At 36.8% G+C, this 25173-nt stretch carries 21 protein-coding genes and 1 riboswitch; of the genes, 5 read left to right on the forward strand and 16 right to left on the reverse strand.

The annotated features are described in order from the left end of the window. From CZ490_RS15485 to CZ490_RS15535, 11 genes are all read right to left on the reverse strand, one after another. Positions 1-1110 (reverse strand): DegT/DnrJ/EryC1/StrS family aminotransferase, encoded by a 1110-nt coding sequence (locus tag CZ490_RS15485; RefSeq protein WP_077619740.1) that lies wholly within the window; start codon positions 1108-1110, stop codon positions 1-3. 89 nt (positions 1111-1199) lie between these two features. Next, positions 1200-2309 (reverse strand): glycosyltransferase, encoded by a 1110-nt coding sequence (locus CZ490_RS15490; protein WP_077619741.1) that lies wholly within the window; start codon positions 2307-2309, stop codon positions 1200-1202. A 174-nt stretch (positions 2310-2483) separates the two neighbouring features. After that, positions 2484-3125 (reverse strand): sugar transferase, encoded by a 642-nt coding sequence (locus CZ490_RS15495; protein WP_077619742.1) that lies wholly within the window; start codon positions 3123-3125, stop codon positions 2484-2486. 9 nt (positions 3126-3134) lie between these two features. After that, positions 3135-4286, reverse strand: a complete 1152-nt coding sequence (locus CZ490_RS15500) for a DegT/DnrJ/EryC1/StrS family aminotransferase (RefSeq protein ID WP_077619743.1) — start codon at positions 4284-4286, stop codon at positions 3135-3137. A gap of 26 nt (positions 4287-4312) precedes the next feature. After that, positions 4313-5542 (reverse strand): glycosyltransferase family 4 protein, encoded by a 1230-nt coding sequence (locus tag CZ490_RS15505; protein WP_077619744.1) that lies wholly within the window; start codon positions 5540-5542, stop codon positions 4313-4315. Between the two features lie 19 nt (positions 5543-5561). Continuing rightward, positions 5562-6266, reverse strand: a complete 705-nt coding sequence (locus CZ490_RS15510) for an acyltransferase (RefSeq protein WP_077619745.1) — start codon at positions 6264-6266, stop codon at positions 5562-5564. A gap of 98 nt (positions 6267-6364) precedes the next feature. Then, positions 6365-8239 (reverse strand): polysaccharide biosynthesis protein, encoded by a 1875-nt coding sequence (locus CZ490_RS15515; RefSeq protein ID WP_077619746.1) that lies wholly within the window; start codon positions 8237-8239, stop codon positions 6365-6367. Positions 8240-8573: 334 nt separating this feature from the next. After that, positions 8574-9119, reverse strand: coding sequence for a BsuPI-related putative proteinase inhibitor (locus CZ490_RS15520; RefSeq protein WP_077619747.1), 546 nt, complete (start codon positions 9117-9119; stop codon positions 8574-8576). 248 nt (positions 9120-9367) lie between these two features. After that, positions 9368-10453, reverse strand: a complete 1086-nt coding sequence (locus tag CZ490_RS15525; protein ID WP_077619748.1) for a Gfo/Idh/MocA family protein — start codon at positions 10451-10453, stop codon at positions 9368-9370. 143 nt (positions 10454-10596) lie between these two features. Continuing rightward, positions 10597-11406, reverse strand: a complete 810-nt coding sequence (locus tag CZ490_RS15530; protein WP_077619749.1) for an SGNH/GDSL hydrolase family protein — start codon at positions 11404-11406, stop codon at positions 10597-10599. 152 nt (positions 11407-11558) lie between these two features. Next, complete coding sequence (locus CZ490_RS15535; RefSeq protein WP_077619750.1) at positions 11559-13571, reverse strand: penicillin-binding transpeptidase domain-containing protein; 2013 nt, start codon at positions 13569-13571, stop codon at positions 11559-11561. A gap of 178 nt (positions 13572-13749) precedes the next feature. Here CZ490_RS15535 and tagU point away from each other — a divergent pair, with 178 nt between their 5' ends. The 3 genes from tagU to CZ490_RS15545 all read left to right on the forward strand — a co-directional run bounded on the left by tagU (position 13750) and on the right by CZ490_RS15545 (position 17976). After that, entirely contained in the window at positions 13750-14682 is a 933-nt protein-coding gene (gene tagU, locus CZ490_RS15540; protein WP_234987247.1) for a polyisoprenyl-teichoic acid--peptidoglycan teichoic acid transferase TagU, read from the forward strand. Between the two features lie 175 nt (positions 14683-14857). Then, positions 14858-14944, forward strand: a riboswitch (cyclic di-GMP riboswitch). A gap of 20 nt (positions 14945-14964) precedes the next feature. Continuing rightward, positions 14965-15096, forward strand: a complete 132-nt coding sequence (locus tag CZ490_RS22925; RefSeq protein ID WP_268762132.1) for a hypothetical protein — start codon at positions 14965-14967, stop codon at positions 15094-15096. A 228-nt stretch (positions 15097-15324) separates the two neighbouring features. Next, on the forward strand, positions 15325-17976 hold the full coding sequence (locus CZ490_RS15545; protein WP_077619752.1) for a tetratricopeptide repeat protein: 2652 nt from the start codon (positions 15325-15327) through the stop codon (positions 17974-17976). 85 nt (positions 17977-18061) lie between these two features. On the opposite strand, the gene CZ490_RS22375 is transcribed toward CZ490_RS15545, so the two are convergent. Both CZ490_RS22375 and CZ490_RS15550 read right to left on the reverse strand, forming a co-directional pair. Further along, entirely contained in the window at positions 18062-18205 is a 144-nt protein-coding gene (locus CZ490_RS22375) for a hypothetical protein (protein WP_159439967.1), read from the reverse strand. A gap of 156 nt (positions 18206-18361) precedes the next feature. Further along, positions 18362-19753 (reverse strand): VWA domain-containing protein, encoded by a 1392-nt coding sequence (locus CZ490_RS15550; protein ID WP_077619753.1) that lies wholly within the window; start codon positions 19751-19753, stop codon positions 18362-18364. Between the two features lie 263 nt (positions 19754-20016). On the opposite strand from CZ490_RS15550, the gene CZ490_RS15555 reads away from it, so the two are divergent. Together CZ490_RS15555 and CZ490_RS15560 are read left to right on the forward strand one after the other, a co-directional pair. Continuing rightward, positions 20017-20391, forward strand: a complete 375-nt coding sequence (locus CZ490_RS15555) for a hypothetical protein (RefSeq protein WP_077619754.1) — start codon at positions 20017-20019, stop codon at positions 20389-20391. A 98-nt stretch (positions 20392-20489) separates the two neighbouring features. Next, positions 20490-21356, forward strand: a complete 867-nt coding sequence (locus CZ490_RS15560; RefSeq protein ID WP_077619755.1) for an N-acetylmuramoyl-L-alanine amidase — start codon at positions 20490-20492, stop codon at positions 21354-21356. A gap of 514 nt (positions 21357-21870) precedes the next feature. Here CZ490_RS15560 and gloA2 read toward each other — a convergent pair. The 3 genes from gloA2 to mmsA all read right to left on the reverse strand — a co-directional run bounded on the left by gloA2 (position 21871) and on the right by mmsA (position 25168). Then, positions 21871-22257, reverse strand: a complete 387-nt coding sequence (gene gloA2, locus CZ490_RS15565) for an SMU1112c/YaeR family gloxylase I-like metalloprotein (RefSeq protein WP_077619756.1) — start codon at positions 22255-22257, stop codon at positions 21871-21873. 212 nt (positions 22258-22469) lie between these two features. Beyond that, positions 22470-23633 (reverse strand): multiple monosaccharide ABC transporter permease, encoded by a 1164-nt coding sequence (mmsB, locus tag CZ490_RS15570; protein WP_077619757.1) that lies wholly within the window; start codon positions 23631-23633, stop codon positions 22470-22472. After that, positions 23621-25168 carry a multiple monosaccharide ABC transporter ATP-binding protein gene (gene mmsA / locus CZ490_RS15575; RefSeq protein ID WP_077619758.1) on the reverse strand — a complete coding sequence of 516 codons (1548 nt, stop codon included), beginning with the start codon at positions 25166-25168 and terminating at the stop codon, positions 23621-23623. The genes mmsB and mmsA overlap by 13 nt, the downstream gene beginning before the upstream one ends. Between the last annotated feature and the right edge of the window lie 5 nt (positions 25169-25173).

A 25173-nucleotide genomic window follows, 5' to 3' on the forward strand; every position in this document is an offset into this window, starting at 1 on the left:
TTAAGCGAAAAACTTCTCAATTACATCTATAACATATTCTTGTTGTTCCTGTTTCAATTCAGGGAACATTGGTAGAGACAATGCTTCTTTTGCTGTCTTCTCTGCAATTGGGAAATCCCCTTCTTTATAGCCAAGTTCCGCAAATACTGGTTGTAAATGTAATGGGACTGGGTAATAAACCATTGATGCCACTCCGTTTTCTTTTAAGAATTGTTGGAGTTCGTCTCTCTTTTCAACTCGAATTGTGTATTGATGGAATACATGATATCTGTTTTCTTCTTCTTTTGGTGTAACAACATGTTCAGAAAGCTTTTCATTTAATAATCTTGTATAATTTGCTGCTTTTTCACGACGTAGTTCACTCCATTGAGAGAGAAGTGGGAACTTTATATTTAGTACAGCAGCTTGCAATTCATCTAAGCGACTATTGTAACCAAGAACATGGTGATAATACTTTGGCTTACTACCGTGAACTCGAATGATGCTCATTTTTTCAGCTAATTCAGCATCACTTGTCACAATCATTCCACCATCACCATATGCACCTAAATTTTTCGTTGGGAAAAAGCTAAAACATGTAGTATCGCCAAGCTCACCGACTTTTCTTCCTTTATATTCAGCACCAATAGCTTGAGCGGCATCATCTACAACATGTAGTTGGTGTTTTTTTGCAATCTCCAAGATAGGATCCATATCAGCAGCTTGTCCATATAAATGAACTGGAATGATTGCTTTTGTGTTATTAGTAATTGCTTGTTCAATTTGTTTAGGATCAATATTAAAGGTAACTGGATCAATATCAACAAATACCGGTTTTGCTCCAGCTCTCGCAATTGCTCCCGCTGTTGCAAAGAAAGAGAAAGTTGTTGTAATTACTTCATCACCAGGTCCTACTCCACATGCTTGTAATGAAATATGTAACGCGTCACTACCATTGGCAACCCCTACACCATAGGATGCGTTCGAAAAAGATGCTACGTCCTGTTCTAGCTTTTTAACATTTTTCCCTAAAATAAAGCTCGAAGAACTCATTACCTCATCTAACGCTTTAATTACTTCAGCTTTTAGCGATTGATATTGTTCAGATAGGTCTAACATTGGTACTTTCATCTTTAGACTCTCCTCATTTAAAATGTTTTGAAAGGCAATATTTATATTAACATAGAAACTTCATTTTATTTTTTACTATTTAAAGACATTTAGGAAAGTAATTCATTTTGGATATCAAGTGCACGATTAAGCCATAAATGTTTTTCCTTGAGGGCCTTAATTGAATTTTGCTTTAGTATTTTTCTATTTTCTTCATCGAGCATTTTTTGTAAGCCCTCATATATAGAATTACTATTATCTTTTACAATTAACCCTATATTATCCTGTATAACTATCTTTTGTAAGGCTGTACAGTCGGTAGCCAAAACCGGTAAGCCGTATGACAAATACTCAAATAATTTCACTGGGACTGCAAAATCATTATATGTACCTCTTTTTAAGGTTACAATTCCAAAACTAGCCTCTTTGTATATCGGAACTAATGACTCTCCATGGGCATGATGGATATCTAACCAATCTTCATTTAAATATGGCTCTATGTATTCTTTAAAAGTAATAAATTCTTTTTCTCGACAAACAAACGATAGTTCAATAAGAACACTATCTTTATTTAGTATTTTAAATGCCTCAAGGACCTCATAAACCCCATATCTCGGATCAATTCCACCAACATAAATTGCCCTTACCTTTTTTGAATCCTGATTATTAGTAACTTTTGTTCGGTCGATTCCACCTGGAGGTGAAGAATCAACCATCTCGGTAGGAATCCTGACATACTGATTCATTTCTACGCTTGGTAAAAATATTTTTTTTGCATATTTTTTATATAAAAACAACTCCACTTCAAACAAACGAATCATGACTGTTTTTATAATTGGTTTTACCTTATAAAGCTCTTTAAACTTCCAATAAATATCACGGTAAAATATGCCAAGTGGTATGTTGTTCTTTTTAAGGAATTTAAAAAAAGTATGATCAACCATTGGGTGTCTAGGTATATGATCAGGGTCGGTTAACCAAATGGGAATCGTTTGGTTCTCCATATAGCAATATAAAATATCATTAGGATTGACTTCTTTGTATATTTTTTTGAGTATTTCTTTTCTTTCACTCGCATTGCCAATTACCTCTAGACATTCAAAACCCTGCTCATTGGCCAATTCATGAAACGCATTAAGCATTTGAGTTGGCCTAACGCCAGAACCACTATCACCAGTTTTCAATTGAAAAGGGTAGTAAACAATTATTTTCTTCTTCAATTAGGAATCAGTCCCTTTACAATAAAGTCATAGAATGTATCATTGTCAACATAATACGATAACAACATGAAAGTTATTTGTCAAGAAAAGACAAATTTTGCGTGTTATTCAAAAAATTATAAAAAAACGAAATTATTTACGAACAAAAAGCGTAGCAACATACTACGCTTTCTTTTATTTAAGGATTTTCATTACAGTTTTCATTATTATCGATATATCCTCATACACTGACCGGTTACGAAGATATTCTAAATTGTATTGTAGTTTATCAACCATTATTTCTTCAATATAGGTTTTTTCAGGGTTCTCAGCCCTACCTAGAAGCTCACTTTCATCACTATATTTTATTGATGCGTAATCAGTGATTCCAGGTTTAATTTCAAATATTGCCTTTTGTTCAGAGTTGTAGAATTTTGTGTATTTTGGAACTTCTGGTCGTGGCCCTACCAAACTCATGTCACCAATTAACACATTTATAAGTTGGGGAAATTCATCAAGTTTATATTTACGTAAAATATATCCGACTTTTGTGATCCGACTATCTTTCCCGACCGTTATTTGTTTCCCTTGTTTTTCAGCATCCACAACCATTGTTCTAAACTTTAAAATTTTAAATTCCTTCTCATGTTGACCAACTCTTACTTGCTTAAAAAATACAGGTCCTTTTGAATCGACTTTAATAAGAATTGCAATAATTAGTAGTAAAGGTGATAGGATAACAAGACCAATTAGAGATACAACAATATCAAACAGCCTCTTTATAGCATCATTAACCGTATGGTTTTGATTGTTTAAGCCTTTAACTTTCCCTTCCATATAAATCACCTATTTTCTATAACTTATTGCAATATCACGAACAGCCTGAATCACTTGTTCTACTTCAGCCTCCGACATTCTTGGATAAAGTGGTAAAGAAATTGCACCTTTATATGCATTTAATGCATTTGGGCAGTCCTCAATCTTATATCCAAGCCCTTTGTAATACGGATGCATTGGAACTGGGATAAAATGAACACTAGTTCCTATACCTTTTTCCTTTAATTTCTCAATAAATTCGGAACGATCAATAGTAAACTGACTTTCATCCAAACGAATCACATATAAGTGCCATGCATGTCGATTTATGTCATCATGATGTGGTAGTGTGATACCCTCGATTTTCGCTAACTCTTTATTGTACATCTGAGCATACTCTTCCCTGAGTTGCTGTAATTTGTCTAACTTAGAAAGTTGAACTAATCCAAATGATGCTTGAATATCGGTCATATTGTATTTATAACCAGGATATTCAACCTCATAATACCAAGTCCCTTTATCTCCGTAACGATTCCAAGCATTCTTACTCATACCATGTAAACTCATTATACGAACTTTATCTGCCCACTCTTCATTATGGGTCGTAACAAGTCCACCTTCACCCGTTACAAGGTTTTTTGTAGCATAAAAACTAAAGCACGTAAAATCACCAATGCTCCCAATCATTTTCCCCTTATATTGGGTGTAGATTGCGTGAGCAGCATCCTCAATTACAATTAGGTTATGCTTACGAGCAATTTCCATAATGGGATCCATGTCACATGGATAACCAGCAAAATGAACAGGAATTATCGCCTTTGTACGAGGTGTAATCTTTTCTTCGATTAAATTAGGATCGATATTCATGGTTATTGGATCAATATCAACAAATACAGGTGTTGCCCCAGTGTGAATTATTGTGTTAGCACTCGCAACAAAGGTATAAGGTGTTGTAATAACCTCATCGCCAGGTCCAATTCCAGCAGCTAACTGTGCAAGGTGTAGTCCAGCAGTACAAGAGTTTAACCCGATACCATGGTTTGCATTTACATATTCTTTGACTTTACCTTCAAATTCAACCGTTTTGGGTCCTTTGCTAAGCCAGTTCGATTTAATAGTGTCAATGACTTCCTTGATTTCTTCATCCTCAATCATTGGAAGTGCATATGGAATTGTTCCCATTCTATTCACCCTTCTTACCTGATGTTTTATTGGTTCATTAATTTTATGAATCTTTCTGCTAAAACTCTATAATCATGGTTTTCCATAACAAATTTCTTTCCATTTGCACCTAATCTTTTTCTTTCTTCATCAGTTAATTCAAAGATTTGTTGTATAGCCTCTGATATCAATACCGGATCTTCTGGAGCGACGGAAACACCACAATTAGCTTCTTTTACTAAATCATTACCTGCTTCAATACTATGGATAATAGGCTTTGAAGCCATCATATAATCAAGAAGTTTATTAGGACTTACCCCAAAGCGATATAATGTACTCCTTCTCCAACCTATGTATAATGCATCCATCCGAGTAAGGAAATCAGGGATCGCATCCTTATTAATAACCGGAAGAAAATGTATGTTTGTTAATCCCATTTCTTTTGTCCGTTGAATTAGGGAATCTCGTTCAGTCCCTTTCCCCACAAGTACAAAGGAAATAGGCTTATCTTGCATAATTTTTGCAACATCAAGTAAATATTCTAGTGCGTTTGCAATCCCTTGTGTCCCTGCATAACCCACCAAGAATTTACCTTCATTTTTTAGTTTTGTAATTAATTCAATATGCTCTTTCGGAATTTCCTCATTTGCATTTTCCCAATCCTCAGTTACTATACCATTCGGTAAAAATTGAAACTTTGCGGGGTCCATTCCATGACTAATCATATGTTCTTTTGCTTTTGGTAATAAAGATACTACCATATCCGCTTTTTTATATGCATCATTTTCACCTTTTTGCATGGTCATAATAAAAGGGTGAAACTTAGACATATTTCCTAATTCCATTGGTGTCAAAGGCCATAAATCATGAACCTCAAATATGAGTTTCGCTCTTGCCATTTTGGCAATTTTTGATGCAGGATAGATATCTAACGGATAAGTAGAAGACGCAATCACTATATCGGGTGAAATTTCTTTAACAATTTTACTTGCGTTCATATATAAATCTTTAACAAAAGAAAATATATTTAAAACTCTTTTAGCCCCATTTCCATCATACAGGGGGGTTTCTACCCAAATATAGTCAATCCCGTCAATTGTTTCATTTGTCCACTTTTCTGTGATTTCAGGTTGTTTAGTGCGGACATGCGAATACGAACTGGCTATAATAGTCACTTTATGACCCATTTTCACCCATTCTCTACTAAGATAGTATGGTCTATACTCCATCCCATGCTTATTTGATCCCGCGTAATGATTAACTAGCAATATATTCATAAAGAAACGACTCCATTATTTACTGATTTTTTAATAATTGGTCATCAGATACTTCTTTTAACTTTCTGGCCGGAACTCCTGCCACTATGTCTCCAGTATCCACATCTTTTGTTACAACAGAACCAGCAGCTACTGCACCATCTTCGTTGATGACCTTTCCAGGAAGGATTGTGGCATTTGCACCAATTCTTCCACCAGTTTTAATTGTAATCCCTTTGAAGTGTTTATATCGTTCCTTAGATCTAGCCATATAATTATCATTTGTCGTAATAACGCCCGGAGCAACAAAAACATAATCCCCTAAGTTAGAATAAGCTGTGATATAAGAATTTGTTTCAAGTTTGCAAAAAGCTCCTATATTACAGTCATTTTCAACTGCAACACCACGTCCAACGATTGTTTTGTCACCTATTGTAACTCGTTCTCTAACAGTAGCCAAATCCGCAATAAACACATCATCTGAAATATCTGCATTTGCGTAAATAATAGCAGAAGTTCCAACCGTTACTCCATTACCAATCTTAGTCGGAGGTAACGTTGTAACTTCAGGCAGGATTGAATTTTTAGCTCGAGTTGGTTGTTTTCCAATCACTGCATTGTCTTGAATTATACAATAGCTACCTATTTCAACACCATCATAAATAACTACATTGTGTCCAATTGTTACATTTTCGCCAAACTTTACATTTTTCCCAACAACTACATTATTACCCTTCGTAATCATTACATTTCCTCAACTTTCTCAAAATAGTTGTAATCAAGATAATCTAAAAGGTAGTGTTTGATTTCCTAATCGTCTAACCTGAAAAGACGAAATGAGTCTTAAACAGTAACCATTTCGTCTAAATCTTTACCTTGTTGTTGCTCTTTTTTTTTACTACTATTGTCTAACTTCTTGTTAGTAAGTTTAAGCAAAGTCTCACGCAACTTTTCTTTGTCGTGGATTACACTTTCAACCTGTTGAACCAGTTCATTAGCATCTTCTTCAGTTGCTTTTCCAATGTATATTTTAGGAAACACTTGGACAGGATGAATTTCATCCTTATTCAAAATTTCCTCGTACATCTTTTCACCTGGACGTAGACCAGTGAATTCAATTTTTATTTCATCTTCTGAGAACCCTGATAATTTAATAAGGTTTTTAGCCAAATCAACAATTTTAACTGGCTCTCCCATATCCAAAACAAAAATTTCTCCACCTCGCGCTAATGCCCCCGCTTGTATAACAAGTCTTGCTGCTTCAGGTATTGTCATGAAATATCTAGTCATATCAGGGTGAGTAATAGTTAAAGGTCCACCTTTTTCAATTTGCTGCTTAAATAATGGAACAACACTTCCCCTACTTCCTAATACATTTCCAAATCTAACCGCCACAAAACGTGTATCGCTTGTTCGATCTAAATTTTGAATAGTAAGCTCGGCTAGACGTTTCGTAGCACCCATTACACTTGTAGGATTAACAGCTTTGTCTGTTGAAACTAGCACAAATGTATCGACACCCGCAATTGATGCTGCTTCTGCGACATTTCGAGTACCATATATATTATTTTTAACAGCCTCTTCTGGGTTTCTTTCCATTAAAGGTACATGTTTATGTGCAGCAGCATGAAAGACAAACTTTGGTTTATGATTAACCATTACATCAATCATTTTTCGCGCATCTTGTATTTCTGCTATTTCCGTTTTAAATTCGATTTGACCTTTATATTGACTCAACAACTCCATTTCAATAGTATAAATACTATTTTCACCATGACCTAATAGAACCAACTTAGCAGGGTGAAACAAACAGAGCTGTCTACATAACTCAGAGCCAATTGACCCACCTGCACCAGTAATTAAAACAGTTTGATTTCGAATCTTTTCAGCAATTGATTCAGTATCTAGTTCAACCGGGTCCCTACCAAGTAAATCTTCAATGGAAATATCCCTGATTTGGTTGACGGAAACTTTACCAACAGCTAAATCACCAATCATCGGTAAAATCTGTACATTTTCTACGAGTTTTTTTGCTTTTGAAACAATTTCATTCAAGCGTGTTTTTGGTAATGAAGGGATTGCAATTACAACATGTTCGATACGATACTTCCCAATCACCTTTATAATATCATCAACCTTACCAGCAACAGGAATTCCAGCAATATTGAAATTCTGTAATGATGAATCATCATCTAGAAAAGCAATTGGTTTTAATCCTGTTCCAGGATGTTCTTTAATCTGACGAACGAGCATTCTTCCTGTAGAGCCTGCCCCTAATATTAAAGTGCGTTTATGTTTAATTGACCGAATTTCCTTGGTCTTGATAGCAAAAAGTACAGTTGATGTAAATCTCCACCAAAAACGAATCCCACCTAATAAGAATAGATGGAGAAGGAATGTAAGAACTAGACTCCTCGTATATATGTTATCAAACATAACCTTCTGGGATATTGCTGTTAGTACAATTGAGGAAGTAACAACTAATACTAGACCAACTAACTCTTCCGCACTTGCATACCTCCACACTTTTCGATAAAGTCCAAACACATATGAGAATACATGATGGCTAACAAGTAATATAACGGAACTTATCAATACCCGATTATCTTCATAATAAGCTGCAAACGGGTTCAAGAAAAAATGTGACATATATATTGAAACAAGAACAATTATTGAGTCAATAATTATCAAATTCAATATCCTAGTTCGATATGACATGAAAAGACCCTCCCAATTCATTTTTTATTTTTACTGTCATCATGGAGGCCACTATATATTTATTAGTGTTTGAAATTCGACACTAATTATAACACAAAATTATTGGGCATCACTATAAATATTAATTGACAAACAAAAGGTTAATCATATGGTAACAATTGAAACTATTACCCACAATTAATTAGTCTGTTTTATGAGAGGTTTTGTTACAATTAATAGCAATTATATTTTTTAGTAAAAAAAAAGGAAAGATTCCAGAATGGATTCTTCTCCCCTACTTTACCACTATAATTTATTAGCTTGTTGATATAAAAAAGCTCAATTTTGTAAAACATCACTCTTTAACACTAAACGATATGCTCTTTAGTGTAGAAATCCCGTCAACTGCGGTTATCCACATTGAAAATACATAATCGCCATATTCGAGCTGACTAAATTTCACCTGATATGATAAGGTTTGATTTGGTGAAAGCTCGATTGTTTTCCTGCCTTCCCGAAAGGTTTCCTCTTCAGAATATCTTATTCTCTCCCCTGTGCTTTTGTTGTGCAATTCATATTCGTATGTTTGATCAGAAGTGAAATCCAACCTTATCGAATTGCCTCCAATATTGCCCACCTCATATTCGAAAGTGATATCCTGATTTGATTTTGATTTGATTATCAATGAGGACTTCAAGAGAGTGTTCTCCGTATAGTTGTTTTCACCAAGTATGTGATGCATTGCTCTATTGTTCACTTGTATGTCATTATCTATTTTTTCCTCAATCAACGCATTATCTTCTTGTTTCATTGTACCCAGATCACCATTTGCAAGCTGAATACTATAAATGATTCCTACTAACAAGAATACTGATATACAAGAAACAACAAACTTTTCCATTCACAACACACCACCTTACTTAAATTTCTCTGTCTTACTAAAGTTCTAAATAAATACTAAAATCCCTGTATCTCAGGGATTTTTTTACCTAAATATATTAAGACAACTTCTGACAAAATCTTTATTTATATCATCGCCAACATTAAAATAATCTATTCAATTTAACAGTATGTCTTATAGCTTCTGTAATATGTTTATAAAAAAAGTGAAGAGATTATATAATCTCTTCACTTGCCCAACTTCAAACATTATTTATTATTAAACCTACCCTCAAAATCAAGAGTACTACACTTCTCTAACGGTAACGTTACTCCCTTATTTTCAGCAGCTGATTTGTAGATTGCAAGCACTAATTCTAGAGCATCTCTTCCATCTTTTGCTGTAACATAAGGATCTCGGTCATTTACAATGGAGTCAATTACGTCAGCGTAAAGTGGATTATGCCCAAATCCATATACGCTCGGTGGGTTCTCCTGATATTTTGCTTTAACTTCTTCTGGATCGTCATTATTATCAGCGAAATGCCATTCTTCTATGATATTTACAGACTTTCCGCCAGCTTTAACTGTTCCTTTGTCACCAAATATGTAGAGTGTTTCTTCGAGATTCGTTGGAAAAATATTCGTTGTACCTTCAATTATTCCGTAGCTTCCATTTGAGAACTTGATTAGAGCCATACCAAGATCCTCGGCTTCTATAAAACCATGTTTTAAATTATCAGTCATCCCAACTACTTCGTCAATCTCTCCACCCATCATCCATCGTAAAAGATCAATATTGTGGATACATTGATTCATTAATGCACCACCATCTTGTTCCCAGGTTCCTCGCCATGGAGCCTGTGTATAATAGTCCTCTCCTCTATTCCAGCGAATGTGAGCTGTACCGTGTAAAAGGCGGCCAAAGCGTTCTTCCTCAACTGCTTCACGGATTTTTTGTATAGATTTATTAAATCTATTTTGATGACAAGCACTTACTTTCACATTTTTTTCTTTTGATTTTTCAATTATTTTATCTGCATCTTCAAGTGATAGTGCTATTGGCTTTTCAATAATAAGGTTAACTCCTGCTTCAATACAATCTAACGCTATAGTAGCATGCTTACCACTCTCTGTACAAATCGCTACTAATTCTGGTTTTTCATTTTGTAACATTTCTTTATAATCGGTGTATAGTGCTGTGGATTTAGGAAGATTAAATTTCTCTAGCTTGTCCTCCATATTTTCAGGTAGTACATCACATAAAGCAACGATTTCGAGATTATTTTCTTGTGCAGCTGCGATATGGTTCGGTGAGATACGCCCGCAACCAATAAGTGCATATTTTAAAGTCATGTTGCTCCTCCTTATTTATAAAAAAAGAACTGAAATTTTGGAACTCGATTGAAACGCATCAATCAAATCCCTACTTCATTTTATTACAAAAAGCCTTTACTGCCAAATCCAATTAATACTCGGTATTATACAGATTCTTAAGGTTAATTTTCACCAACCATATCAATAAAATACTCTGACAAATAATCCGCCCAAAGTTTTTGGCCTTGTTCATTAGGCGTACCATCATCCAAATAGCCATTAATTTCTTCCGATTGATAATCTGGCCAAGCTTCCCAGTGGTTGAGGTAAATAATTTCGTTCCTCTCTGCGTATTCTTTTAAAGCATTGACTTCTTTTGGATAATGAACTGCTTTGAATAACGGATTGGCAGGTTGTAATAACACAACAGTTTCTGGAAGTTCCTTTTTAATTGCTTCAATTATAGTAGAGAGATTAACAAGCCTATCGTCAATTGTAACTTTACCGTTATCTTCCAAAATGAAAGGTTCTAATAGTAATACATCCGGAGATAGACTTATAATTTCCTTGTATAGTCCTTCTTGTATCACCTGAGTTGATAATTTATCAGCAATTTCCTTTATTTCAATATTTATCACCGATTCTCCATATGTATCATGAAGTTGCCCCTTCAAGAGAGTTGGCCATCCACCTGGCTCTTCTGGTGTTGCACTTGATCCAGCAATTACTAGATTCACAGACTTGCCGCCTTGTATTGCTGACATAAGTTTAGCTTGAATCTCTTCGGGCAAGTTTTTTGAATATGCTTCCACCTCTATTTTCTTATTTTCTAGGTTTTCTTCAGCGGTCGTTTTCACCTTATCATTATTATACGGCTTCTCGACCTGAGCTGTCTTAGCTGTTGCTTGTATTTTATTATTCCAATGCATTTTTCCGGTCACAACAATCGCAACTGATAGAAGTATGACAATTACAACAAGTATCTTTTTCATATAAAATCCCCCAAACAGAACAATACAGATTGAATACATTATACAACAAAATATGATCTTTTTTAGCTATTTGGGAGAAATTGTGTAATATTTCCTCGGAAATTGCAACAGAAATAGAAAAGGCTGACTAAACATGTCAGCTTTTTGTAGTATTACTTTAGAGTCGTTTCAAGGATTGCTTTCACTTTAACTGTTACATCATGACTACCATTTTTCACATTTTCAATTAGCATCGCTACTAATAAACGTGGATTCTCTGTATTAAAAGCAACAAACAAACCATTCTCAATTCCTTCTTCATCCTTGCTTTTTTTCAACTCAGCTGTTCCTGTCTTTCCAGCTATTCTAATCCCATCTATTTTTGCTTCACGTGCCGTGCCTTCTGGACTCTCTACGACTTGAATCAGATCGTCTACTAGTAATTGGGCATTTTCTGGAGAAATGACATTTTCTTTCCACACTTCAGTCTCTGTTTCATCTAAGATTAATTGTGGCTTTATTAGGTTCCCTGAATTCAATAACGGTGTATAGGAAATAGCCAGATGAACAGGACTCATTTCAAGCTGTCCTTGCCCATAGCCTGTATCTGCAACTAAAACATCTGAGTTCAGGCCCTCATTCGATATCTTTGAATCATATAAAGGATATTCTAATGGAAAGGACTCTCCAAATCCATATTTCGTTAATTCCGACTCAAATCGTTCTCCGCCAATTCCAAGTGCTGCCTGTGCAAAATATATATTATCCGAGTACACTAACGCATCTCTTAAATTGACTGGTTTTCCGGGATCAGTTACCCTTGTTATCGAATAGCCGCCCCAAGAGCTGTCTTTTTTCCACTGTTTCCCTGTAATATTAATTGTCGTGTCAGGTGTTATCACTTCATTTTCTAGTGCAATACCAGCAGTAATTGGTTTAAAGGTAGAACCAGGTGCATAGGATGAGCCAAAACGGTTTAATAATGGCTTTTGTGGGTCTTCATTTAATTGATTCCATTCTTCAGTTGAAATTCCTAGAACCAACTCATTTGGATCGAAAGATGGACTACTCACTAGCGCAAGTGTTTCTCCTGTTAACGGATGTATTGCAGCAGCTGCCCCTGCATTACCTTGGAGCTGGTCATAGCTTGTTAGTTGTACATCAATGTCGATTGCTAATGTTACCGCGTCTCCGTCCTTCACACTCTTTTCTGCAAGAGAGACCTCTGAACCATCCGTCTTTTTGATAAAAACTTTAACACCTCTCTCTCCTCTTAAGCGATCTTCAAGAACCATTTCTAAACCTTTTTTACCTACAACGTCATTTGCTTTATAACCCTTATCTTTAAGTTTTTCTAAATCTTCAGCTGTAACAGTTCCTATGTAACCAATTAGATGGGCTGTAGCTTCTTTGAAAGGATATACCCTTGATTCTACCTTTTTCGAAAGAACTCCATTTAATTGGGTTACTTCTGTAGCCAATTCTTGATCTTGTAATGAGAGCCTTTTAATGGGAACAAAATAGTCAGGTTGGACCCATGAAGCATTTAATTTCGTTTCAATGGACTCAACCGTGAGATTTAACTTTTCGGCAACCGTAGCAATGGTTTTTTCTTTATTATCTGCAATATCTTTAGGAACTAAGCCTATTTCGTATACAAGACCGTTTTCTGCTAAAGCTACTCCGTTTCTATCTAGAATTTCTCCACGGGTAGGTGATGAAAAAGATAACCCAATTTCGTCCCCTTCTTCCATATCAGGAAAAAACATAGAAGGCTGCCATCTGACAGTCCATTTTTTTTCATCATCCTTTTCTTCTAAAACAAGTGTCGCTTCCTCTGTAAATTCAAAAGGACCCGCAATCGTTTCCATTGAAAGGGTGTATGGAAATACAACTTCTCCCTTTTCGTTAGGTTCAACTTCCTCTTCAGGAGCTTTAAAACTTACTTTCAAATCGTTTACAGCAATATCTTGATAAATTTTCTTGAATCGGTCTTCGAACTCGTTTTGAGGATGCTTTTCTTTAACATCAGTTGAAAAGTGCTCGTATACTTTTTCGAAATTATGTTTCTCCCAATCTTTAATAAATGATTTAAACCGTTCTTCTGGTAGAGGATCTTTGTTACACCCCGCTAACAAAATTACACTCAACGTTATTACGGATAGTAACCATATGTACCTTCTCAATTTAACCACTCCTTCTATTTCCAAATTTATCTATTATCCCTATAATATACATATTATAGTATATTTAGAGACATTTCGATTTTTTATTGTCTATTTTTACAAATAGGACTATAATCTTAAAGTATTTACAGTTTCATACAAAAGGGAGATAAGTATGACAAAAAATATCAAGAAAAAAATGAGTAAAACAAAAAAATGGCTTGTAAGTTTATTAAGTATTGTTGGTATTTTTATCCTAGGGATAGGAGGATATGCCTTTTATCTATATAATTCTGTCGAAAATGCTGTTACTTCAATGCACAAACCAATTGATAGACCCAAATCAGAAAAACGAGCTGAGGATGTTGTATTTAAAGAGCAGGATCCCATTTCTATTTTATTAATGGGTGTTGACCAACGAAATGGTGACCGTGGCCGCTCAGATTCTTTAATTGTTCTAACTGTAAACCCAAATGAGAAGTCAACACAAATGGTAAGTATCCCCCGCGACACGAGAACAGAGATTATCGGAAGAGGCTTTGATGATAAAATCAACCATGCATATGCATTCGGCGGACCCGAAATGACGATTAATACTGTTGAAAACTTTCTGGATATCCCGATTGACTACTATGTACAAGTAAACATGGAAAGCTTTAAGGATATTGTAGATACTGTCGGCGGTGTGAACGTCAGTAATTCATTTAACTTTACCTATGGTGGACATACTTTTAAGGAAGGTAGCATTTCATTAAATGGTGAACAAGCTTTAGCCTTTTCACGTATGAGATATGAAGACCCTCGTGGGGACTTTGGACGTCAGGAGCGTCAACGACAAATCATTCAAGCAGTAATTCAAAAAGGAGCTTCACTATCGTCTATACCAAAAGCAGGAGATATTTTAGATATATTTGGAGAGAACATCCAAACAAACCTAACATTCGATGAAATGCTAGATATCCAGAAAAACTATAAAGCAGCAACAACTAAACTAGAGCAGAGCCAAATCTCCGGAAGTGGTACTAGAATTGATGGAATCTACTATTTTATTGTCCCAGAAGAAGAGCGGATTGCGCTGTCTAACAAACTCAAACAGCACCTTCAAACTACCGAAAGCATTACAAAGAAGTAAGAGGGTGGTCACACCTTTGTTACCCCACCTATTTGAAAACCAATAAGCAATGCTTATTGGTTTTTTACACATGTAATCAAACTACAAATTAACAATAAACGGTAATTTTATAGGCTTATTTACCTATTAACTTTCAAACTAGTTCAGACGATAATAGTAATGTTGTGCTATTTTCGTTCGATAATAGCAATTTCACTGAAAAGTGGAGTGCGCAAAACTAAAGGGGCTAACGTCCTATTGACCATGCCAGCCAGTTACCGAATACGAGGGGGAAAAAGATTAATGAGTACATGGGTTACACCAGAAGAGATGGAAAGAAAAAGAAAGAGAAACAAAATCATCTTATATGTTTCATTTCCAATTCTCGCAATCTTAATTAGTGCATTATTTACATTACTAGCAAATAGCATATAATAGTAGAAAGGATCCATTGAGAGATTGTCTTAATGGATCCTTTTCGGTCTGAGGTAGATTCCACTTCCTTTTCTTAAATTACAGATGTAAGAAACCCTTTTCCTAAATCTCCTAAATGAATCCCAAAAGAAACTCACCAACCGACAAATTTCGCGCAACTCCTTCGTATATATTTATAATAGGTATAATACTACCCTTTTCACTTCAAAAAAATTTGGAGGTTTAATAATGACATCCGATCATGAACTACTAACTAAAACATATTATCAAACGTTTATTTCTGAAAATGACAAGCGACATCCGGTTGAGATTCTTGGTGAAGCGTACATGGTTGAGCAGGAGAAAGAAATATATGACCTTTCTTATATTCGCTTTGCACAAGGTGAACTTTACTTTCATTATAAGGATTATGAGGCCGCAATCTATAAATGGGAAAGCATTAACAACGAACTTGAGCCGTGGGCGAAGAAGAATATTGCTGATGCCTACCACGAACTTGGATTACTCTCTAATGCAGAGGATGTGTATGGATCGATCATTTCGAAAAATACAATCCTAACGAGTGAGGTTTCGTTGAGTCTTTTCTCCCTGTACCTTGAGGACAACAAGCTTGATGCAGCATATCGGGTATTGCAGGAAGCAATTGAAACAAATCCCGATTATCCTGAGTTAACTATGATTGCAAAACGTTTTTACGAGGAGCAGCAAGATTGGAAAAATGCTATGGAGCTCGCAATCAATGAAGCTACGAGAACCGAGGATTTAGTCTGGTTTGATGCCTTAATTGATTATTGTGGAGCTGGCCATAGTGGGTCATTTACACCTGAAACATTCGTTTCTCTTCTACGTAAGCTCTATGAACTTGATGAGCCTAGATTTAAACAGCTGTTAATGGCCATTTGGAATAGCTACCAGAATACAGATCAGTATTTAAGTTGGTTGGATTCAGTCATTCAAACCATGAAAGGGTTAGAAATTAACCCGTATGAATCTTGGTATAAGATTTCTGAGTTATTTGAGGAAGCGTATCTTGAATTAACGACGGGAGATTATTTACTTCGAGATATTGGCCAATTGATGCCAAAACTTCTCATTAATTGGTTGAACACAACAACTGCAACAAACGGATTGGCTGCAGCTGCTGCTATTATTGCGTGGGATGATATTTTTCCTTCAGCCATAAAAACAGTGATTGTCAAAGAGGCCGAAATTGTCTTAGAAAATGCTCATCGTAGGGACTTATCCTTGGATGAATGCTACCACTTTATGAAAACAATCATTGACTGGGCACGAAAGAATAATATTGAAACGAGCAACCGATTAGTTTGGGGCTTTGATCAGCTTTTTGATAGAGAGACCACAAACTTACTCGTCCTTGGAAAAGGCAAAGAATCTTTCATAAATTCAATTGTAGAAGAAGACGTTCTATCTCCATCCCTATTTCATTTTGCAAGTATTCAATACGGAGCTAAGAAAGAACTGACCGAGGTATCTGATACTGGGGACCGTCCTATTGCTTCAATTAAGGACAGCTCTGACCCAGATTCCATCATCGAAGTGTCACTACCTTCTTTACGTTTACAAACATTTCGACTAAGATTCAACACGACTGGACTGAATGAGTATTTTATGGAAAAGCGAAAAACGTTTGGCTTTTTGCCAGTGGTTGACGGGGTTTTGTTTGTGAGTGAGGCCGAAAAACTATCGGAGCTGGATTTTGATTATCTTGCACAAATCAAGCAGAGCGCAAAGGATACGCCGGTCCACTTTGTCCTACGGAATTCATTTGATTCTGAACAAGTGAAGGAATACTTCCCAGACGCGGTTATCCATTCTAGTACTAACGTCAATGTCTTAAGAGATATTAAAGTAAGCTTTAGTACAAACAATCGTGTCGGCAAAATTCTGTTCTTATTAAGAAAGGTGATCTCTAGCCTGTTGAAGAAGAGAGCAGATGCAGAAAGTAAACTGATTGAATTGATTGAGCATAATGAGGAGTACAATACAAGGTTAGCTGGATTTTTAAATAGCCTTCATGATAAAGAAACAGACAAGAGCAAGGAGATTATTACTTCATTTTCAAATGTAATCGATGGGGTTAAACGTGACCTATCTGAGAGGATTCCGAAAATCCTCGCAAGTTGCTCGAAGTATGTCAAGGATGATAGCAATCTAAACCAGCTTCATATCGAATTGAATGAAAAAATGAACGAAGAGCTTCGTGAATTATTTGAGGTAGAGATTGTGCCGGATCTCTCCACTAAATTACAGGAGTGGATTGAGGATTCAAACTCAACATTAACCGCCACACAAGACTATTTAGATGATATGACGCAGTCATTGACGGAGGTATACTCTGAAAAGGAACTCAAGTTACACTGTGATTTCAAGGTAGTTGAGGACTGGCGTCGTGATATTAGTCGGATGACCTATCAGCTCCAAATCGAGAAAGAAAACATTATGCTTCGCCACAACCCAGCACAAGTGTTATTGAAGGGCGCAGGCAAAGTATTGGGCTTACTTCCGCAAAAGCAGCAAACAATCATGCTAAATCAGTATAAAAGATATGTGGAAAATACGAACTATACGGATGTGGTTGACTCGATTCAACAGAAATTCTGGCAGCAATTCGACTTCTTCAAGAGATCACTGCCACAGGATGTCGGTTTATTCTACAAAGACCCATTAGTAGAACTTGCACGAGCCATTGACGAAACAAACAATGACGTAGAACAAGACAAAGAAACATTGGCAAAAATGAAATCAAACCCAGAAGTGTATTACGATCCATTGAAGCTTTTTGAAACAAGGCTTGTACAATACGAACAAATAATGGGACGTAACAAATCACGGAAAGATTCAACCATGCCAGTTCAATAAACAAATTTTGCCCAACGAGGGATTCCGCCTTCGTTGGGCCTTTGTTTTCTTAATACCATTTAAACCTTTCAGATATTCATGTCCTTTACTCAAGTAATTTCCAGAATACACCTGAACCCAAGTCATATGGGAAAATAAACGACCCGATTACATACGCAATCATAAACCCAATAACTGCTGCAATTAGATTATTTCCAATTCTTTCCACATGTTTCTTTTTCATTGCCATTACCTACCTCCATTGATTAATGAGGTTACCTCTAGTTAGATTGGAACGATGTTTCTAAATTTATTCCGTATGAAGGCAAAAAAAGAGAGAAGCCGTAGCCTCCCCACCTTTCCAAATGCTGGTACTACATAACCACTATGCAGTTCACAACACTCCTTAATTCCCATTCTTCTTATCAATCGTTTCCCTTATCTTCTTGTTTCCTTCGTCAATATACTCGCGTCGTTCACGGTTACCATTGTCAATGGCTTCTCGTCGCAATTGGTTTCCTATATCAATGGCATAGCGTCTCTTCGCATTTCCATAATCGATAATTTCAGAAGAAAGCTTTCTCACAGGATGGTCGTAGTCATCAAAGCGTTCCTTTAGATAGGCCTGCGCAGCTTTCATACGTTCCTTTTCACGGAAGCTTTTTTCTTTCATGCTTTCTTTTGTTTCAAAGGCAATTTTCTTTTTCTCTTCCTTTATTTCAAAAGCTTGATTTTTCCCTGCCTCTTTCCACTCAAACCACTTCTTTTGAAGTTCTTGATATTGTGCTCTCATGTACTTCTTCAGGTCTTGTTCAGAGTTAACGTATGTGAATTCACCATTACCAGCACTCGCTACTTCTTTCAGCAACTTTTGACCCTCATTGTCCACATCAAAACCAATGATATTGACAACTGTTTGGATATCCGATGTCACGAGATTTTTCGCTTCTTTAACTGGGTCACCATCACATGTTTCAATTCCGTCACTGACAACATACACAACTACATCATCTGTTCCTTCAGGAATATCTCCCTGTACCATTTGTAAAGCAAGCGCGATTGGCGTCCATCCAACCGGCTTCACCTGTGATAAAGCACTTTCGAACCCACTGGCTTCAAAGCTGTTATTGTATAAAACCTCCGTACTTTCACATGACAAGCCTTTATCCGAGTTGCTATTCGACCCCTTATGTCCATACACGCGCAATGAAATCGTTGCATTCTCTGGGACTTGTTCCGCGAATTCTAACACGGCTTCTTTCGCAGCTTCCATCCTTGTTTTTCCACCGACCTTAGCCGCCATACTCCCGCTAGCGTCGACTAAAATCGCATAATGAGCAGTCTTTAACGTTGGAGCATTTACCGTTTCATCTGGACGATCAATATCCACTTCAATCGTGGAATCAAAAGTAAGAAACGTCTCTAATTCCTCGTGATAGTCCTCAGTTAATAAATACTTCACTTCTTCCATGTACTGCTCCTGGGTTAGGTCACCCGGCAATTGATCGAGTGCTTCCTGAACCTTTGCTTCATCATAGTTATCACCACTAAAAATTCCAGGATGACGTAGCATCTCTTGTTCAAGCTCAGTTAACTCAAAGTCCACTCCATCAAGTTCATAATAGGACACTTCTCTAGGAGTATAGGATTCCTTTGTCTCTTCATTCTGAGTCTCTTCCTGCTTTGTCTCCTCGGACTTTGGTTCCTCCGGTTCAGCTTGTGCAGGCTTACTATCATCATTTGAACATGCCGTTAATAGCAAAGTTAACAAACCAACGCTTATTAAAAACTTCTTCAAGGTATTTCTCCCCTCCACCTCATTCAAAAGTCACACCATATACATCTTACTTTATCTCAATACAAATTTTTCCTATTTTATAAAAAATAAGAAAATAGTTCTGTGAATAAATAACCACTAAGGAAGAAATATATAGTTCTTTTGTTTTAGGTAGAGGGGATTAAATAAATTCAAAAAAGGCTAGCCCTACTAAAAAAGGAACGAAATTTGATGCCCCTTTTTCCCAACAACCTTCTATAACACAAGTAAAAGGGGGTTCAGTTATGTTACGGATAACGATAGATACATCATCCAATATTCAGGGATATTCGCAGTTTTACGATTTTGAGGAGTTTAGGCTCAATATAGAGGTTTGGTTCATCGATCATCAAAAGGAGTTTACTCAGGGAGAACTATACGGTTTGAATCAATTAATTCAATTGTCTTCAGATATCCCTGGGATTTGTCACGTAGCCATAAAATCTGTTGTCTGTTGTCAAGACGAGGGCTTAAGTGAACATATCATATCCCGCTCCACATTTAAAAGGATGATCTGGAAGTGTATTGAGATTGGAATGCTTAGAGTCTATGAAACTGTAAATAAACAAGGTGCACAGTGTGGCAACCTCTACGTTTTTAACCGGTATCCTGATTTCTAGTATGTCGGTGGGAAAGTAGACAAGGTACCTCTTTCCACAGCAGTAAAAACGGTATGCAACTAGCGCACATCTATTAAGAGAAAAAGGAGTGGTAATTTATGAGTTGGATTCAAGATGCAGGGCATGGTGGGAGTGATCCGGGTGCTGTAGCGGAGGGTAATATTGAAAAGGTCTATACGTTAGAGGCTGCGCTCTATGTTGATAAACGCTTGTCTGAACTTGGGATTGATAGTGTGTTAACACGGACAAGTGATGCTACATTGAATCCTACCCAAAGGACCTCAAAGGTGAAGGGATATAGAAAATGTATCTCACATCATTTTAATGCTGGTGGAGGAAGTGGAGTTGAAGCAATTCATTCTATCTATTCTGACGGCTCGTTTGAAAAGCTGCTTATTGAAGAGTTTCAGAAAGCAGGATATCCAGTTCGACCTCGCCCAGTATATACCCGTAAGAATTCAGCTGGTAAGGATTATTACTATATGCATAGACTAACAGGAAATTGCCGTACAACTATAATTGAATATGAATTCGTGGACGGCCCACAGTTTGAAAAAATTAAAGATAAATCATATCGAGACGGAATGTACGAATGTGTAGTGCGAGCTATATGTTGTGAAGAAGGAATGAGTTATAAAGCGCCTAATTCTGAGCAAAAGCAAGCAACAAAAAGTACTATCCCACCAAAAGAAAACCTTGTAATTGACGGCTTTCTCGGTTCGAAAACAATCAGCGCTCTACAGAGATACTTCGGTACACCTGTAGATGGCGCAATTAGTAAACCATCGCTAGTCATAATAGCCTTACAAAAGTGGCTGGGAGTTACACAAGATGGGTTCTTGGGTCCAATCACAATTACTGCTTTGCAAAAAAGACTAGGTACACCTGTTGATGGGTATATTAGCAAACCATCGCTACTTATAAAAGAACTACAAAAAAGACTGAATAGAGGGGATTTAGGATAAAAGATTAGTTTACACATCCCATTAGCATATTTTCTATTCTAATATACTAAAATACCACTATAACAGCTTGACCTTTCAGTCCACTTTCTTTACCTATTATAATTCAAACAAACGATTGATTAAATTATCATTTCATCTACATGACCGATCTAGTCCATTAAACAAACGATTGATTGAAACTAAGGAATTCACAATTCGAGCGATCAGTACAGATTTCATGAAATCAAATTTTTGGTATTCTACTAAAATATACTACTATTCTTTTATTACCTTAATTTAATAGCTTTGTCACACTACTTAATTGTCCTGTAATAGCAGGATAATATTAAACCATTATGATTAAAGATATAAATTAATCATCTTAGGAGTTAAACACCATGAAAAAACTAAAATCGATTATTTGTTTATTTCGTAGGTACCATAAATTCGATTATTACAGTGGGACATGTATTAATTGTGGTAAGAAAAGATAACGTTCGTGTTTAGGTGGGAATGGTTGTTATTACATCCCCACCTATCTTTCATATATCTCCAACGGCAAATCATCCGGATCTTTTAAAAAGGTGAACTTCTTCCCCGTTACCTCATCTACACGTATATCTTCTAACTCTATACCCTTCTCTGTTAGCTCACTCACTGCTTCTTTTATATCATCTACCTCAAAGGCTAAATGTCGAAGCCCTGTTGCCTCAGGATAACTTAGTCTTTTCGGTGACTCTGGAAATGAGAACAACTCAATCTGATAGGTATCCCCAACGGCTAAGTCGAGTTTGTACGAATTGCGGTCTGCACGAAACGTCTCATTGACTATTGTAAACCCCAGCTTATTCACATAAAAATCTTTAGATCTCTGATAGTCACTACAAATAATAGCAACATGATGGATACGATTAATCTTCATTGCGACCTCCTACATCAACAGTTTTCTAAGAATGACAAAATGACTGGTAGCTTAGTACCAGTCATCGAACAACCCTTACTATATTATACATTATATACCTGCTGACAAAACCAAACGCTTCTCCGCTTCCTCAACCAGATAGACTGGAACATACTTATCCAATTTCCTTTAATTAGGGAAACAGAAGAACCGTCCCCCTGTTTCTGTCCCACTTATTTCCCAGCCCTATTCTTATTATAAATATCAAACCCTACTGCAAGCAGGAGCACAAGTCCTTTAATCGCTTGTTGCCAGTCGATTCCTACACCGATTAGGGACATCCCGTTGTTCATGATTCCCATTACGAGTCCACCGACGATTGCCCCTATGACTGTACCAACTCCTCCAGCCATAGATGCACCTCCGATAAATACAGATGCGATGGCATCAAGTTCTAGCATGTTACCGGCTGCAGGTGTTGCAGAATTCAAACGCGAAGCAAACATTAATCCAGCTAATGCCGCGAGCACTCCATTGTTCACGAATACCCAGAACACCACTCGCTTTGTTTTAATTCCCGATAGATCCGCCGCCTTCTGGTTTCCTCCAGTTGCGTAAATATGGCGACCCATCACTGTGTTTTTCATAACAAAGGTGTAAATCACAATTAGAATTAAGACGATAATTAACACCATTGGAATTCCTTTATTTAATGCCAATTGGTAGGCAAACCAGTTAATAACTACTAGTAGTAAAGCAAGCTTCGTAACAGAAAGCCATAACGGACTAACCTCAACGCTATAGGTAAGCTGCTTTTTCCGGTTTCTGAATTCCATGTATACTAAAACTAGGGATAGAATCACAGATAAAATCATTGTTAGAATATGAAAGTCTCCTGATCCAATTGCCGGCAAGAAACCTCCACTTAGCATGCCAAATGACTCTGGAAATGGTGCAAGTGATTTTCCATCTAAAAGATATAGTGTTAACCCTCTGAAAATTAACATACTTGCTAACGTAACAATAAAGGAAGGGATTCCTACATATGCTACCCAAAAGCCTTGCCAAATTCCGATTAACGCACCAACTATAAGTGATAGAATAATAGCTAACCATACTGGCATCCCATGATTAATCATCAGTACTCCGGCAATGGCTCCGACGATTGCCACAACGGAACCAACGGATAAATCAATATTACCGGTGATAATGACTAAAACCATTCCAATCGCCAAGACCAATATAAAACCATTCTGTAAAATTAAGTTCGTCAGGTTTAGCGAACTAAATGAGATTCCGTCCGTGAGGATCCAAAACAATCCAGCAATGAACACTAGTGCGATGATCATCCCATATTCACGGACATTATTACGAAATAAATTAATTACTGTTTCCATGGTTTATCCCCTCCTGTTCCCGTCATATAACGCATCACACTCTCTTGATTCGCCATATCACGCTCTAGCTCGCCTGTTATTCGTCCCTCATTCATCACATAAATACGGTCTGATAGCCCCAGTACTTCTGGTAGCTCAGATGAGATGACGAGTACTCCCATTCCTTCAGCCGCTAATTCATGAATAAGTGTATAAATCTCATATTTCGCTCCTACGTCAATTCCACGTGTAGGTTCATCTAAAATCAAGATGTCCGGCTCTGTAAAAATCCACTTACTAAGCACAATTTTTTGTTGATTCCCCCCACTTAAGTTCCCAGCAAGCTGGGCGAGTGTTGGTGTTTTGATATTTAATCGTTCCCGTAAATGCTGTGCTTCCTGGTGCTCTTTGTTCTCATCAATAACCGCGCTCGTGGAAATTCGCTTAAGGTTTGCAAGGGTGATATTCCGTTTGATATCGTCGATTAGATTTAATCCATATGTTTTCCGGTCCTCTGATACATAAGCAATTCCATGCGCAATCGCCTCACTCACGGTATTAACTTGGATTTCCTCGCCATCCTTATAAAGCAATCCGGTAATCTTTTTGCCGTAGGTTTTACCAAAAATACTCATCGCAAGCTCGGTTCGGCCTGCTCCCATTAAGCCTGCTAGCCCAACTATTTCCCCACGACAAATATGAAGATTCACATTATCAATGACTTTTCGGTCGCGCTGCAGTGGATGATAGACATTCCAGTTCTCCACTTCAAAAATCGTCTCCCCAATATTCGGCACACGCTCTGGAAAACGACTTGTCAACTCACGTCCAACCATCCCTTTAATAATCCGATCCTCGGACGCTTTTTCATCCTTCACTTTGAACGTTTCGATGGTTTGCCCATCTCGTAAAATCGTAATATTATCAGAAATTCTCGTAACTTCATTGAGCTTATGAGAAATAAGAATGGAGGTAATTCCTTGCTCTTTTAAATCAAGGAGGAGTTTCAATAGGTTCTCACTATCTTTTTCATTCAGCGCTGCTGTTGGTTCATCAAGAATTAGTAGCTTTACATTTTTAGAAAGTGCTTTTGCAATTTCAACGAGCTGCTGTTTACCCACGCCAATATTCATAACAGCCGTGTTGGGTGACTCTTGTAAACCGACTTGTCCTAAAAGCTTTTTCGCTTCCAAAAACGTATCCTGCCACTTAATAATTTGATTCGATTGCCGTTCATTTCCTAAAAAGATATTCTCCGCAATCGACAAAAACGGGCTTAACGCTAATTCCTGATGAATAATAACGATACCTAGTTGCTCACTTTGTTTAATGTCTTTAAAATCACATTCTGCTCCATCAAAATAAATACTGCCCTCATAGGTTCCACTCGGATAAACACCACTTAATACCTTCATTAAAGTTGATTTACCAGCACCATTTTCACCAACGAGTGCGTGAATTTCTCCCTTTTCAACCTGCAGATTAACGTTGTCTAGTGCTTTTACACCAGGGAATGTCTTTGTGATATTTCTCATTTCTAAAATATAGTCTGGCATACCCT

This window comes from Litchfieldia sinesaloumensis, assembly GCF_900156865.1.
Classification (GTDB): domain Bacteria; phylum Bacillota; class Bacilli; order Bacillales; family Bacillaceae_L; genus Ferdinandcohnia; species Ferdinandcohnia sinesaloumensis.